Genomic DNA, 12,963 nt, shown 5'->3' on the forward strand with positions numbered 1-12,963 from the left:
AAAAGGCGCTGGCAGCAGCGCCTTTCCCCTCCTTACAGCACTCGATGGTCAGCGGATTTTTGCTGCATACCTTTCTCCAGTTCAGCCATGTTAGCTTCCTGCTTATTTTTGTAACGCTTCGCCAGTACGGCACAGGTCATTAATTGAACCTGGTGGAAAATCATCAGTGGCAGAACCATCATGCCGATGGCGCTGACCGGGAACAGAATATTGGCCATCGGGATACCATTGGCCAGGCTTTTCTTGGAACCGCAGAACACGATGGTGATTTCATCGGGCTTACTGAATCCCATCCAGCGAGCCATATAGGTGTTGATCACCAGAATAAACGTCAGCAGCACCAGGCTGACGACCAAGATAAACAGCAGTGACCCCAACCCTATCTGATGCCATATTCCTTGCGTAACAGCCTCGCTAAACGCCGAATAGACCACCAGTAAAATCGACGTTTGATCGGTTTTGCCGATCATCTTGCGATGACGTTCAACAAAGCCACCAATTAGCGGACGTAGCAGATGGCCGGCCACGAAAGGCACCAGCAGTTGCAGCACAATATGCAATATTTGCTGCAGGCTATCGCCGGTAGCACCCTGCACGTTCATCAACAGGCTAACCAGCAATGGTGAAACAAAAATACCCAGCAGACTCGATGCTGATGCGCTGCATACTGCCGCTGCGACGTTACCGCCTGCGAGAGAAGTAAAGGCGATCGCCGACTGTACGGTGGCGGGCAAAATGCACAGATAAACAAAGCCGCTGTAAATTTGCGGGCTGACATCAATCGGGTGCCACCACTGGAACAGTAATCCCAGCACGGGGAACAAGATAAAGGTGCTGAACATGACCCATAAATGCAGCCGCCAGTTATTGCTGCCGGCAAAAATGGCCTCACGTGACAGCTTGGCACCGTGCATGAAGAAAAGCAGACCGATAGCAATGATGGTCAGGTTGTTGAAGAAAGCGACGAACACGCCGCTGGCGGGGAAAAATGTCGCCAGCAGGACGGTGGCAATCAGTGTCAGGGTGAAACGATCGGGCATGAATCGCATAGTATTTCTCAGCAAAGATAAGGATCGACATAAACCAATGCAGCTATTCTGGACGGTTGATATAGAATTAGAAAATTAATTTATTTAATACAATGATGAAATAAATTCATGAATTATTCACTTAAGCAGCTTCGCGTTTTTGTGGCAGTGGCCCATTACCAGAGTTTTAGCCGGGCAGGGGACGTCATTGGTCTCAGCCAGTCGGCGATTAGCCACAGCATAAAGGAGCTGGAGAGCGAGATGAGTGTGCGCTTACTTGATCGCACTACGCGTGAAGTTATGCTGACGGATGCCGGGCGGCGGCTGGCAAGCCGCGTGGAACCGCTGCTGGATGAATTGCATGCAATGCTTCTCGACACGCGAAGTTTCGGCACTCAGCACAATGGGCGCGTGCGCATTGCCTCCAGCCAGACCATTTCTGCTCAGTTGATGCCTCAGTGCATCGCCAGCGGAGAGCTGGAGTATCCCGACATCCGCATATTGTTGCGTGACCAGGCTCAGAGGTTGGTGCTCAACAGCGTGCGTAATGGTGAGGTGGATTTTGGCATTGTGATTGACCCTGGTATGAGCGCTGATCTTGAGTGTGAGACTATTTTACACGAACCTTTTCTGCTGCTGTGCCGTGAGGACCATGCTTTCGCCAGACAAACATCGGTGAACTGGACCCAGCTTAGTGGCTGCCCGTTGGTGCTTCAGGATTATGCCTCAGGCAGCCGGATGCTGATCGACAATGCGCTGGTGCAGCAGGGAGTACAGGCCGATATCGCGCAGGAAATCGGCCATCCAGCGACGCTGTTTCCAATGGTGGACGCAGGTATCGGCATCAGCGTGATCCCAGCGCTGGCGCTGCCATTACCGCAGGGCAGTCAGCTGGTGGTGCGTCATCTTGCGCCTGAGATCAACCGTGCACTGATGTTGATTCGGCGTAAAAATCGTTCACTTTCACCGGCGGCGCAGGCTATCTGGCAGGTAGTGAAGCAGCAGGCGGCGCACCTCACGCAAAAGCGCAGCCTGCAAGGCGTGTTTTAACGCCGTTTCTGTTTGCAGGGCAGATCAGACATAAATATCAACCTGGTTGGAAGAGGCTGACTTGCTGATGCTTTTATCATCAGCAGCGCTGGCCGCTAACTGAGCCTGTTCGGCTTTCTGCTCAGCTTTTTGCGCCTGTTGCTGCTGAATCTGCTGGATTTGCGCCTGCAGCATCTCAATTTGCGTCTGAATAGAATCTACTTGCTTTTTAACCGCATCAGAATCGCCACCGCCCTGGCTCAACGTTTTTATCTGTTGAGTCAGTTTCTGGATCTGTTTGGTTAACTGAGCAATTTGCCCGCCACCGCTGGATGACGCTGTACTCGCCGAGCTACCACTCGTTACGCTGATAGTGCTCATTTGCTGCCTCACTTAGGGTTAATCTGCTCTGCACGTCATTGTGCATAACAGTTATCGGCAGGCAAAGGCGGAACATTAATGCCGGTTCGCAATCTTTATATTTTCAGTTGCAGCCGGGGCCAGCGGATTAGCCAGCCTTTGCTTTCTGCTCTCTCCAGCATCACTTCCGGGCAGCCATGGCGCGGGTTAGGCGTGATACTGAATTCAAACAATTCAACGGTACTCAGCGGTGCCACCAGTTCCACTCTGCCGTCCTGGCTGAGCGTCGCACCAATCACGGTTTCCGTTTCCACCCAGTAACTCATGGCATCGCTGCTGGATAAATAGGGCGGATGGTCATGCATCATATGCATCCGGGCCTGATTTTTGACCGACCAGGGGAGCCGGGCGAGGGCGCTAAGGCGTTGTTCGAGGTGCTTCTCGGTTGCGACAGAGACATCTTGCTGATCAAAATAGATCACGTCTATATCGTTGAGTGGCGTGACATCAGCAAAACCGTGCAGGCGATCCCACACCAGATTGCGCACAAATCCCGCCGCCAGACACCAGTCGTTCAATGCCAGTTGCTGCGCGGTTCTCAGCGCCAGCATGTGCATGGGATCCTCTTCTATCCAGCTAATAATCGTGTGTCGACGTTGCTGTTCGTTCATCCGTTATTTCCCGCTGTGTAATGCTACACAGTGTAGATCAGCCGGATGACAATTCAGAGACTCTGCGAGGTACCTTTGCACAGATCTGTACTCCGCGCGGCTAACGTGATTATTATTGCTGCGGACTGACTGCTTTTTGTTCGCTGTTTTTTCGATATTCAGAACCCGCCAGCCTGAGGAGCGTTATGTATCAAACAACATTGAGCCACCGCAGCTATCAGTTTCGCGATTTGAAGGATTTGATGGCGAAAGCGTCACCGGCGCGTTCCGGGGACTACCTGGCGGAAGTGGCAGCCAACAGCGTTGAAGAGCGCATGGCAGCCAAGATGGCGCTGGCCGAACTGCCGCTGAAGACTTTTCTGCAACAGTTACTCATTCCCTATGAGGACGATGAAGTCACCCGCCTGATAATCGACACTCACGATGCCCAGGCCTTTGCTTTGATTTCACATCTTACCGTGGGGGATTTTCGTGACTGGTTACTGAGTGAAAAAACTGACAGCGCCATGTTGACACGTGTTGCTCCGGGGATCACTCCGGAAATGGCGGCTGCCGTGAGTAAGCTAATGCGCAATCAGGATCTGATTCTGGTGGCGAAAAAATGCCGCGTGATCACCCGCTTCCGCAATACCATCGGATTGCCAGGGCACATGAGCGTGCGGCTGCAACCCAATCATCCGACTGATAATTTGCAGGGTATTGCGGCAAGTATGCTCGACGGGTTGCTGTATGGCTCCGGTGATGCGGTGATTGGCATTAATCCAGCCAGTGACAGCCTGCCGCTGCTGGAAAATCTTAACTATATGCTCGACGACATCATCTCGCGGTTCGAGATCCCGACGCAGTCCTGCGTGTTAACCCATGTGACGAACACCATCAAACTGGTGGAGCGCGGGGCACCGGTTGACCTGGTTTTCCAGTCAATTGCCGGAAGCGAAGCAGCCAATAGCGGATTTGGTATCAACCTGGCCTTACTTGAGGAGGCCCAGCAGGCTGCGCTGAGCCTCAATCGCGGTACGCTGGGGAATAACGTGATGTATTTCGAAACCGGGCAGGGCAGTTGTCTGTCTGCCAATGCGCATTTTGGCGTAGACCAGCAGACTTGCGAGGCACGTGCTTACGCTATCGCACGGCGTTTTTCACCGTTACTCATCAACACCGTGGTGGGATTTATCGGGCCGGAATATCTTTACGATGGCAAACAGATCATTCGCGCCGGGCTGGAAGATCACTTTTGCGGCAAACTGCTCGGCTTACCGATCGGCTGTGATGTCTGTTACACCAATCACGCCGAAGCCGATCAGGATGACATGGATACGTTGCTGACCCTGTTGGGCACCGCCGGATTGACCTTCCTGATTGGCGTGCCGGGCGCTGATGACATTATGCTCAACTACCAAAGCACCTCGTTTCATGATGCGTTATATATCCGTGAACTCCTGGGGCTGAAACATGCACCGGAATTTGCCCTGTGGCTGGAGAAAATGAATATCCTTGATTCGCATGGACAATTGCTGGATACCCGCGCGTCGCATCCGTTATTACAACTGAGGTCGGTGATATGACTGAGGAGACTGACAAAGGGCTTACACCGCTGGTCCACCAAAATCCCTGGGAGGCGCTGCGTCAGTTCACCGCCGCGAGGATTGCGCTGGGACGAACGGGTTCCAGCCTGCCAACGGCGGAACTGCTGAAATTCAGTCTGGCGCATGCCCAGGCCAGAGATGCGGTCCATCTACCTTTTGATAGCCAGCAATTGGAACCATCGCTGCACGAACTGGGGCTTGGTACACTAACCGTCGCCAGCGCTGCCGCGGATCGCACTACCTATTTATGTCGCCCGGATTTGGGTCGAAAGCTTTCGGCAGAAAGTCGGGAAATGTTGAGTCAACAGCCGACTAAACCGGCAGATATAGTGTTGGTGGTGGCTGACGGACTGTCGTCGAAAGCCGTACACCGTCAGGCGGTGCCATTGATTTGCGCACTGCTGCCTTATTTGCAACAACTTGGTCTACGCGTCGGACCTGTGGTGCTGGCACATCAATCCCGAGTTGCGTTAGGCGATGATATAGCTCAGCTAATGCAGGCCAAAGCGGTGGCGATGCTCATTGGTGAACGTCCGGGTTTATCATCCCCCGATAGTCTAGGCATTTACATGACCTGGGGGCCACATACGAAGAGACTGGAGTCAGAGCGCAATTGCATTTCCAACGTGCGGCCTGAAGGTCTGGACTATCCGCAGGCGGCATTCAAACTCGCCTGGCTGCTGGAGCAGGCTTTTGTACGCCAGTTATCAGGCGTGAATTTAAAAGATGAGAGTGATAACCCTGCGTTGCATAACAAAATCACGCCACGTTTCACATTGAGTTAAATAAAACCGCATAAATACAGAAACGAAAAAAGCGCCCAAAGGCGCTTTTTTCTACTTCCCTTCAATGAAGAGTGGTGGGCCGTGCTGGATTGATTCGGCCTCACCCTGCGGGCAACGCGTGCGCGTTGTCGTCTCGCTTCGCTCGGCTCGAACCAGGCTGCGCGTTCGCCTCCATCACGGATGAACTCCCGGAGTGCAGAAACGAAAAAAGCGCCCAAAGGCGCTTTTTTCTGAATTGGTGGGCCGTGCTGGATTCGAACCAGCGACCAATTGATTAAAAGTCAACTGCTCTACCAACTGAGCTAACGGCCCGCAGAAGTGGTGGGCGATGACGGGTTCGAACCGCCGACCCCCTCCGTGTAAAGGAGATGCTCTACCAACTGAGCTAATCGCCCACTTCTGGGTACTCCACAACGTAAGAGAAAATTACTGAGAATTGGTGGGCGATGACGGGTTCGAACCGCCGACCCCCTCCGTGTAAAGGAGATGCTCTACCAACTGAGCTAATCGCCCAATTCTCATTTCTTCTTACTTATCACAACGCGTTCACTCTAAAAGAGTGGTGGGCGATGACGGGTTCGAACCGCCGACCCCCTCCGTGTAAAGGAGATGCTCTACCAACTGAGCTAATCGCCCCGTCGTGATGGAGTCGCATTATAGGGATACTTAAACTTACGTCAACGATTTTTAAAAACAAAAATGACTGTTCGGCGCAAAATTAGACAAGCTGCCCGATTTCTCACCCGCGTAGTTGATTCTTTACGCATTGGTTCCCTGAATGGTCTTCGTGTGCTGCCTATCGGCGTTGAGGATTCAGGCTAGAGTGGTAGAATGTCAGCCACTTTTGTTAATTGATAGCAACAATTCATGCGTTGCCTATAAACACTATAAATAAGTAAGGCTGTGACCCAGATGAAAATCAAAACCCGTTTTGCTCCAAGCCCGACCGGCTATCTGCACGTCGGTGGCGCTCGTACCGCGCTTTACTCCTGGCTTTTCGCCCGTAACCTCGGTGGCGAATTTGTGTTGCGTATTGAAGACACCGATCTCGAGCGCTCCACGCAGGAAGCTATTGACGCGATTATGGACGGCATGAACTGGTTGAATCTGAACTGGGATGAAGGCCCTTATTTCCAGACCAAACGTTTTGACCGCTATAACGGTGTTATTGACCAGATGCTGGAAAACGGTACGGCCTATAAGTGCTACTGCTCCAAAGAGCGTCTTGAAGCCCTGCGTGAAGAGCAAATGGCCAACAACGAGAAGCCTCGTTACGACGGTCGCTGCCGCCACAGCCATGAACATCACAGTGCTGACGAACCTTGCGTCGTGCGCTTTGGCAATCCGCAGGACGGGTCTGTCATCTTTGACGACCAGATCCGTGGCCCAATCGAATTTAGCAATGACGAACTTGATGACCTGATCATCCGCCGCACCGATGGCTCACCGACCTACAATTTCTGCGTGGTGGTAGACGACTGGGATATGGAAATCACCCACGTGATCCGTGGTGAAGATCATATCAACAACACTCCGCGTCAGATCAACATTCTAAAAGCGCTGGGAGCACCGGTGCCGGTTTACGCGCATGTGTCGATGATTCTTGGTGATGATGGCAAAAAGCTGTCTAAACGCCACGGTGCAGTCGGTGTGATGCAATATCGTGATGATGGCTATCTGCCGGAAGCACTGCTGAACTATCTGGTGCGTCTGGGCTGGTCACATGGTGATCAGGAAATCTTCAGCATCGATGAAATGAAAGCGCTGTTCTCATTGGATAATGTCAGCAAATCAGCCAGTGCGTTCAACACTGAAAAACTGCAATGGCTAAACCATCACTACATCAACACCATGGATCCGCAATATGTGGCGACCCATCTGCTGTGGCACGTTGAGCAACTGGGCATCGAAACCCGCAATGGCCCGCAGTTATTTGAAATCGTTACCCTGCTGGGTGAGCGCTGCAAAACGCTGAAAGAAATGGCCGAGTCCTGCCGCTACTTCTATGAAGACTTCAGCGAGTTTGATGCTGATGCCGCCAAGAAGCATCTACGACCGGTTGCCCGCCAGCCTCTTGAAGCTGTTAAAGCGAAACTGGCTGCCATCACGAACTGGACTGCGGAGAATGTCCACAATGCGATTCAAGGCACTGCAGATGAGATGGGTGTAGGTATGGGGAAAGTCGGTATGCCACTGCGTGTAGCCGTGACTGGTGCTGGCCAGTCACCAGGGATGGATGTTACCGTTCATGCAATTGGTCAGAGCCGTACCCTGGCGCGTATTGATCAGGCTTTAGCCTTTATTGCCGAGCGCGAAGCGCAACAATAATAGGTTAAGCAAGCGGTAGAATACCAAGAAAAGAAAAAGCCAGCCGGGTTGAATATTCTCCCTAGCTGGCTTTTTTAATGCGTAGAAAACAGATTAAGAGCGCTGTTCTTCCGTTGCAGCAGCTCCCGGGCGGTAAGCCAGGAAGTACATCAAACCAACAAAGCCCGCACCACCGACCGCATTGCCGAGGAACACGGCGACGAAGTTCGGGAAGTATTGTGACCAGCTCATTGCACCGGCAAAAATCGCTGCCGGAATGATAAACATGTTTGCCACTACGTGCTGGAAACCGATAGCCACGAAGGCCATAACCGGGAACCACATACCGATCACTTTTCCGCCGACGTCTTTACTGGCGAATGCCAGCCAGATAGCCAGACAGACCAGCCAGTTGCAGCCGATGCCGGAAATGAATGCCTGCGTGAAGTCAGCGTTGACCTTCGCCGTCGCTGTTGCCACTGTTTTCGCCAGAAACGCGCCTTCTGTCAGGCCGAGAACGTGGCCGAAGAAATAAGCCACGGCCAGACTGCCGATAAGGTTTGCCAGCGTGACCCAGAACCAGTTACGCATCACTGAGTAGAGGCTTATCTGACGTGCGAACCAGGCGATGGGTAATGTCATCATATTTCCGGTTAGCAGTTCTCCTCCTGCCAGCACCGTCAAAATGATCCCCACCGGGAAGACTGCTGCGCCCAAAAGGTTACTGAATGAACCCCAGGATGCAGGCAGAGTGCCTATTACGTGCAGATCCAACAGGAAACCGATGGCGATGAATGCGCCCGCCAGGAATCCTAAAATTAACAAATTTAATACCGTTGCCCGGCTTTTATTAACTCCGGCCGTTACAGCGATTGATGCGATTTCTTTAGGTGAATACAAGGACATGGGATTGCTCGAAAGTAGATGGATATAATTATTGCGCCAGCAGTCTAGACGCTGAATTAACCTAAAACAAGCCAGTTTTCATAGCCCGCTAACACTTCATTAACCAATAAATCACATGTGTTAATAAAATGAGTAATAAGATCATCAGGCTGGCAGAAAAACGCATCGGATGAACTATTGAAACACGACGCATTTGGCTACAAATTGGCGGTATGCTGAAGATAATACTCAATACCGTGGCCGGGTTGGCGGCTTTTTCATCGCTTGGTGGTATAAACAGATTTAGCCGTTGACAGGGTAGGCGCGGTTTCATATTATGCGCCCCGTTCACTCGTTTTTAACGGGTCTGGAACGGGGCTATAGCTCAGCTGGGAGAGCGCTTGCATGGCATGCAAGAGGTCAGCGGTTCGATCCCGCTTAGCTCCACCAATTTCCTTCTCAGGGCAAATTGGTCGCTTATTCTTATCACTAAGAACAGGCAGAAGACGTTAAAAACATGAATAACCTCGTGTGGGGGTATAGCTCAGCTGGGAGAGCGCTTGCATGGCATGCAAGAGGTCAGCGGTTCGATCCCGCTTATCTCCACCAAAATTTAAAGAACCGGCCTCTGGCCGGTTTTTTGCTTTCTGGCGTTAGTCCTTTTTTGCTGTCTTACCTTTGCTATTGCGGCAAATCACAGGCGTAAAAAAGGCGCCGAAGCGCCTTTTTTATCATTACTTTTACCTCTTCACGCCGACTGCCACTTATGCCAGAACCAGACCTGCGATAGAAGCAGACAGTACGCTCACCAAGGTTGAGCCGTACAGCAGTTTCAGGCCGAAGCGGGAAACTACGTTGCCCTGATGTTCGTTCAGGCCTTTGATAGCCCCTGCAACGATACCAATCGAGGAGAAGTTGGCGAAAGACACCAGGAACACGGACAGAATGCCCACGCTTCGTGGTGACAAATCGGCAGCCACTTTCTGAAGATCTAACATCGCAACAAATTCGTTAGAAACCAGTTTGGTTGCCATCATGCTGCCAACTTGCAAGGCTTCGTGGCTAGGTACGCCCATCATCCATGCGAATGGATAGAAGACATAACCCAGCACGCCCTGGAAGGTGATACCGAATACAACGTCGAACAACGCATTCAGGCAGGAAATCAATGCGATGAAACCAATCAACATGGCTGCAACGATGATAGCTACTTTGAAGCCTGCCAGAATGTATTCACCCAGCATTTCAAAGAAACTCTGACCCTGATGGGTATTGCCGATTTGCAGGTCTTCTTCTGAATCAACTTTATAAGGGTTGATCAGTGACAGTACGATAAAGGTACTGAACATGTTGAGGACCAGAGCGGCAACCACAAAGCGTGGCTCAAGCATGGTCATGTAAGCACCGACAATCGACATCGAAACCGTCGACATTGCAGTAGCTGCCATGGTGTACATGCGTTTTTCTGACATTTTGCCCAGAATATCTTTATATGCGATAAAGTTTTCTGACTGGCCCAAAATCAGGGAACTGATGGCGTTGAAAGATTCCAGCTTTCCCATGCCATTAATTTTCGACAGCACCGTACCGATGATACGGATGACGAAAGGCAGTACACGAATGTGTTGTAAAATACCGATCAGTGCAGAAATAAACACGATCGGGCACAAGACTTTCAAGAAGAAGAACGCTAATCCTTTATCGCTCATGCCTCCAAACACGAAGCCGGTCCCTTCCGCCGCGAAGCCTAATAATTTCTCAAACATGTTTGAGAAGCCTTGCACAAAACCTAAACCAATTGATGAGTTCAGGAAGAAATAGGCTAAAAGAACTTCGATGACTAACAGCTGAACGATGAAACGTAAACGGATACTTTTCCGATCACGGCTCGCCAGTAAAGCGAGTGCAGCCACAACGGCCAACGCTAATACAAAGTGCAATATATGGGACATGGGTGCTCCAAATTAGAGGCAGGCTATATTTCGACGGACATTTTATGTAACGCGTACATTTAAAACGTGAAGTGGCTTGCAAATATAGAAATTACAGACATCAATTGCAACATTTGTGAGCGGATGACACAAAACATCAAGATGTTAGAAAAACAGGCACATCTGGAGCTACTGTGCTAGCTTTATTATCCGCCGTAATGCGTACTGAAACGGGATAGTTATCTGTTTTACGTTGTTAAAGAAGCTGGCAGATAAATTGTTAAAAATACGCGTTTCTGGAAACGTATGTTGTTGGAAGGGGCGCATCAGAAGGCCCGGTAGATACTACCTCACTAGCGTCATGCCTATCAGAGAAATCACTTAGATCAATCTAAATGAACTTGATAATCATTATTATTTAGATGTGATTGCCGTAACCGTAAAAAAAGTAAGGTTAACTGATATGCCGAACAGCCGTGTCGAGTCCTCCGGCCGCGCCTCCCGCAAAATTAAGCTCTCTCTGATGGGCCCCGCTTTTATTGCCGCCATCGGATATATCGATCCGGGTAATTTCGCTACCAACATCCAGGCCGGTGCCTCCTTTGGCTACCGGTTGCTGTGGGTGGTGGTATGGGCGAATATCATGGCAATGTTAATCCAGCTACTTTCTGCCAAATTAGGTATCGCTACCGGTAAAAATCTGGCCGAACATATTCGCGATCGCTTTCCCCGTCCTGCCGTCTGGGCCTATTGGGTGCAGGCTGAAATCATTGCCATGGCGACCGATCTGGCTGAGTTTATCGGCGCGGCGATAGGTTTCAAACTTTTATTAGGCGTCTCGCTGCTGCAGGGTGCGGTACTGACCGGTATTGCGACCTTTATCATTCTTGCTCTGCAAAAACGCGGCCAGAAGCCGCTGGAATGGGTGATTGCAGGTTTACTGCTGTTTGTGGCGGCAGCTTATATTGTCGAACTGTTTTTCTCGCAGCCTAATATGGTGGAATTAGGAAAAGGGATGTTGATCCCGAGCCTGCCGTCGGGGGATGCGGTTTATCTTGCCGCTGGAGTCCTTGGGGCGACCATCATGCCGCACGTGATCTATCTGCACTCGTCACTCACCCAACGGGGAGGGAAAGCGTCGAAAGAGCAGCGCTATTCTGCCACCAAGCTGGATGTCAGCATTGCTATGACTATCGCTGGTTTCGTCAATCTGGCGATGATGGCCACCGCCGCTGCCGCGTTTCACTTCAGCGGACACAGTGGCATCAGCGAACTCGATCAGGCCTATCTCACTCTGCAACCTTTGCTCGGCAATGCCGCCGCCATCACCTTCGGTTTGAGCTTAGTTGCTGCCGGACTTTCCTCCACCGTCGTCGGCACGCTGGCCGGGCAGGTCGTCATGCAGGGGTTTGTTAAATTCTACATTCCGATCTGGGTGCGCCGCACCGTTACGATGCTGCCTTCTTTTATTGTGATATTGATGGGGCTGGACGCGACCCGAATTTTGGTCATGAGTCAGGTGTTGTTAAGTTTTGGGATTGCGCTGGCATTGCTACCATTATTGGCCTTTACGGGTAACCGTGATCTGATGGGTGATATGGTGAACTCGAAAACAATTCAGTGGGCGGGGCGTCTTATCGTGCTGATTGTTATCAGCCTCAATTTCTATCTATTGATTGGCATGCTGAAATAAAGCAAGGATGGAGCAAAAAAACGGGACAGTGCAAACTGTCCCTTTTATGTCTGTGATCTTTGCGGATTAACGGCGATGGTCACGATCGCCACGTTGATCACCCTGTCTGTCATGCCCGCGATCCGGACCGCGGCGACGATCGTCGCCATGCCCATGATGTCCATTGTCGTAATGCGGGCGCCCATAGTAACGCGGCGGTGGCGGTGGACGATGGGGGGAACGGTTGTCCCACCAGCCACGATCGCGCCAACGGCCGCCATCCCAGTAATAACCTCGATGACTGCGTTCACCGTAGTAGCGTCCGCGGTGGTTATTCCACCAACCAGAATCACGCCAGTCATAGCCATCCCAGTAATAACCGCGGCGATCGCGGTCACCAATATTGATCGAAAGGCCCGGTGTATTGAGACTAAAACTGCTGGCCTGTACAGCAGGTGCTGCGGCAGGGAGCAGGGCAAACAATAATGTTCCAACAATGAAAGGCTTTAACATGTCGCCTCCTGATTCCTTATAATATCTGGTAACAGTTATAAGGCGAAGACGACATCAGTTCTATTGCCTGCAATCCTGTTTTGAATGATTTACCCAGTTTAACGAAATACTTACATCCCAAAAATCATTCAAGCCGCATCAGCGTTGGCTGCCTCCAATCACCCCCAGTCACTTACCAGAGTAAGCTCTGGGGGAC

Annotated in this window: 11 protein-coding genes, 6 tRNA genes and 1 other RNA gene; 7 read left to right on the forward strand and 11 right to left on the reverse strand. The window is 51.2% G+C overall.

Annotation, left to right across the window (positions count from 1 at the left end; all coding sequences use genetic code 11):
* Positions 1–32 precede the first annotated feature (32 nt).
* Entirely contained in the window at positions 33–1,049 is a 1,017-nt protein-coding gene (locus tag ACMV8I_RS19730) for a bile acid:sodium symporter family protein (protein WP_498866892.1), read from the reverse strand.
* 108 nt (positions 1,050–1,157) lie between these two features.
* Here ACMV8I_RS19730 and ACMV8I_RS19735 point away from each other — a divergent pair, with 108 nt between their 5' ends.
* A complete protein-coding gene (locus tag ACMV8I_RS19735; RefSeq protein WP_498866893.1) occupies positions 1,158–2,078 on the forward strand; it encodes a LysR family transcriptional regulator in 921 nt (306 codons plus the stop codon).
* Between the two features lie 24 nt (positions 2,079–2,102).
* On the opposite strand, the gene ACMV8I_RS19740 is transcribed toward ACMV8I_RS19735, so the two are convergent.
* Both ACMV8I_RS19740 and ACMV8I_RS19745 read right to left on the reverse strand, forming a co-directional pair.
* A complete protein-coding gene (locus tag ACMV8I_RS19740; protein WP_498866894.1) occupies positions 2,103–2,438 on the reverse strand; it encodes a FlxA-like family protein in 336 nt (111 codons plus the stop codon).
* Positions 2,439–2,533: 95 nt separating this feature from the next.
* Positions 2,534–3,088, reverse strand: a complete 555-nt coding sequence (locus ACMV8I_RS19745) for a nucleotidyltransferase family protein (RefSeq protein WP_498866895.1) — start codon at positions 3,086–3,088, stop codon at positions 2,534–2,536.
* Positions 3,089–3,273: 185 nt separating this feature from the next.
* On the opposite strand from ACMV8I_RS19745, the gene ACMV8I_RS19750 reads away from it, so the two are divergent.
* Together ACMV8I_RS19750 and eutC are read left to right on the forward strand one after the other, a co-directional pair.
* Positions 3,274–4,653, forward strand: a complete 1,380-nt coding sequence (locus ACMV8I_RS19750) for an ethanolamine ammonia-lyase subunit EutB (RefSeq protein WP_498866896.1) — start codon at positions 3,274–3,276, stop codon at positions 4,651–4,653.
* On the forward strand, positions 4,650–5,459 hold the full coding sequence (eutC, locus tag ACMV8I_RS19755; RefSeq protein WP_498866897.1) for an ethanolamine ammonia-lyase subunit EutC: 810 nt from the start codon (positions 4,650–4,652) through the stop codon (positions 5,457–5,459). Before ACMV8I_RS19750 ends, eutC begins: the two co-directional genes overlap by 4 nt.
* A gap of 72 nt (positions 5,460–5,531) precedes the next feature.
* Here eutC and ACMV8I_RS19760 read toward each other — a convergent pair.
* The 5 genes from ACMV8I_RS19760 to ACMV8I_RS19780 all read right to left on the reverse strand — a co-directional run bounded on the left by ACMV8I_RS19760 (position 5,532) and on the right by ACMV8I_RS19780 (position 6,095).
* A non-coding RNA gene (locus ACMV8I_RS19760) (RtT sRNA) lies at positions 5,532–5,651 on the reverse strand.
* A 44-nt stretch (positions 5,652–5,695) separates the two neighbouring features.
* Positions 5,696–5,771, reverse strand: a tRNA-Lys gene (locus tag ACMV8I_RS19765).
* 7 nt (positions 5,772–5,778) lie between these two features.
* A tRNA-Val gene (locus tag ACMV8I_RS19770) sits at positions 5,779–5,854 on the reverse strand.
* A gap of 42 nt (positions 5,855–5,896) precedes the next feature.
* A tRNA-Val gene (locus tag ACMV8I_RS19775) sits at positions 5,897–5,972 on the reverse strand.
* A 47-nt stretch (positions 5,973–6,019) separates the two neighbouring features.
* Positions 6,020–6,095 (reverse strand) — tRNA-Val (locus tag ACMV8I_RS19780).
* Positions 6,096–6,371: 276 nt separating this feature from the next.
* Here ACMV8I_RS19780 and gltX point away from each other — a divergent pair.
* Positions 6,372–7,787 carry a glutamate--tRNA ligase gene (gltX, locus tag ACMV8I_RS19785; RefSeq protein ID WP_498866898.1) on the forward strand — a complete coding sequence of 472 codons (1,416 nt, stop codon included), beginning with the start codon at positions 6,372–6,374 and terminating at the stop codon, positions 7,785–7,787.
* Between the two features lie 93 nt (positions 7,788–7,880).
* Here the strand turns inward: gltX and ACMV8I_RS19790 are convergent, their stop codons facing one another.
* Positions 7,881–8,672, reverse strand: coding sequence for a formate/nitrite transporter family protein (locus tag ACMV8I_RS19790; RefSeq protein WP_498866899.1), 792 nt, complete (start codon positions 8,670–8,672; stop codon positions 7,881–7,883).
* Between the two features lie 353 nt (positions 8,673–9,025).
* Between ACMV8I_RS19790 and ACMV8I_RS19795 the strand changes: the two genes are divergently transcribed.
* Positions 9,026–9,101 (forward strand) — tRNA-Ala (locus ACMV8I_RS19795).
* Positions 9,102–9,184: 83 nt separating this feature from the next.
* A tRNA-Ala gene (locus tag ACMV8I_RS19800) sits at positions 9,185–9,260 on the forward strand.
* Positions 9,261–9,415: 155 nt separating this feature from the next.
* Here ACMV8I_RS19800 and ACMV8I_RS19805 read toward each other — a convergent pair.
* Complete coding sequence (locus ACMV8I_RS19805) at positions 9,416–10,603, reverse strand: NupC/NupG family nucleoside CNT transporter (RefSeq protein WP_498866900.1); 1,188 nt, start codon at positions 10,601–10,603, stop codon at positions 9,416–9,418.
* A 442-nt stretch (positions 10,604–11,045) separates the two neighbouring features.
* Here ACMV8I_RS19805 and ACMV8I_RS19810 point away from each other — a divergent pair, with 442 nt between their 5' ends.
* Positions 11,046–12,275 carry an Nramp family divalent metal transporter gene (locus ACMV8I_RS19810; protein WP_498866901.1) on the forward strand — a complete coding sequence of 410 codons (1,230 nt, stop codon included), beginning with the start codon at positions 11,046–11,048 and terminating at the stop codon, positions 12,273–12,275.
* Positions 12,276–12,341: 66 nt separating this feature from the next.
* On the opposite strand, the gene ACMV8I_RS19815 is transcribed toward ACMV8I_RS19810, so the two are convergent.
* On the reverse strand, positions 12,342–12,767 hold the full coding sequence (locus ACMV8I_RS19815; RefSeq protein WP_498866902.1) for a DUF2502 domain-containing protein: 426 nt from the start codon (positions 12,765–12,767) through the stop codon (positions 12,342–12,344).
* Positions 12,768–12,963 lie beyond the last annotated feature (196 nt).

The organism is Ewingella sp. S1.OA.A_B6 (genome assembly GCF_049889095.1).
Classification (GTDB): Bacteria; Pseudomonadota; Gammaproteobacteria; order Enterobacterales; family Enterobacteriaceae; genus Ewingella.

What these genes read in the sequence shown, in the direction of transcription:
- ACMV8I_RS19740 (WP_498866894.1), bottom strand. Translation starts at nt 2,438, where the DNA reads ATGAGCACTATCAGCGTAACGAGTGGTAGCTCGGCGAGTACAGCGTCA.
- ACMV8I_RS19805 (WP_498866900.1), bottom strand. Translation starts at nt 10,603, where the DNA reads ATGTCCCATATATTGCACTTTGTATTAGCGTTGGCCGTTGTGGCTGCA.
- ACMV8I_RS19730 (WP_498866892.1), bottom strand. Translation starts at nt 1,049, where the DNA reads ATGCGATTCATGCCCGATCGTTTCACCCTGACACTGATTGCCACCGTC.
- eutC (WP_498866897.1), top strand. Translation starts at nt 4,650, where the DNA reads ATGACTGAGGAGACTGACAAAGGGCTTACACCGCTGGTCCACCAAAAT.
- ACMV8I_RS19790 (WP_498866899.1), bottom strand. Translation starts at nt 8,672, where the DNA reads ATGTCCTTGTATTCACCTAAAGAAATCGCATCAATCGCTGTAACGGCC.
- ACMV8I_RS19750 (WP_498866896.1), top strand. Translation starts at nt 3,274, where the DNA reads ATGTATCAAACAACATTGAGCCACCGCAGCTATCAGTTTCGCGATTTG.
- gltX (WP_498866898.1), top strand. Translation starts at nt 6,372, where the DNA reads ATGAAAATCAAAACCCGTTTTGCTCCAAGCCCGACCGGCTATCTGCAC.
- ACMV8I_RS19735 (WP_498866893.1), top strand. Translation starts at nt 1,158, where the DNA reads ATGAATTATTCACTTAAGCAGCTTCGCGTTTTTGTGGCAGTGGCCCAT.
- ACMV8I_RS19745 (WP_498866895.1), bottom strand. Translation starts at nt 3,088, where the DNA reads ATGAACGAACAGCAACGTCGACACACGATTATTAGCTGGATAGAAGAG.
- ACMV8I_RS19810 (WP_498866901.1), top strand. Translation starts at nt 11,046, where the DNA reads ATGCCGAACAGCCGTGTCGAGTCCTCCGGCCGCGCCTCCCGCAAAATT.
- ACMV8I_RS19815 (WP_498866902.1), bottom strand. Translation starts at nt 12,767, where the DNA reads ATGTTAAAGCCTTTCATTGTTGGAACATTATTGTTTGCCCTGCTCCCT.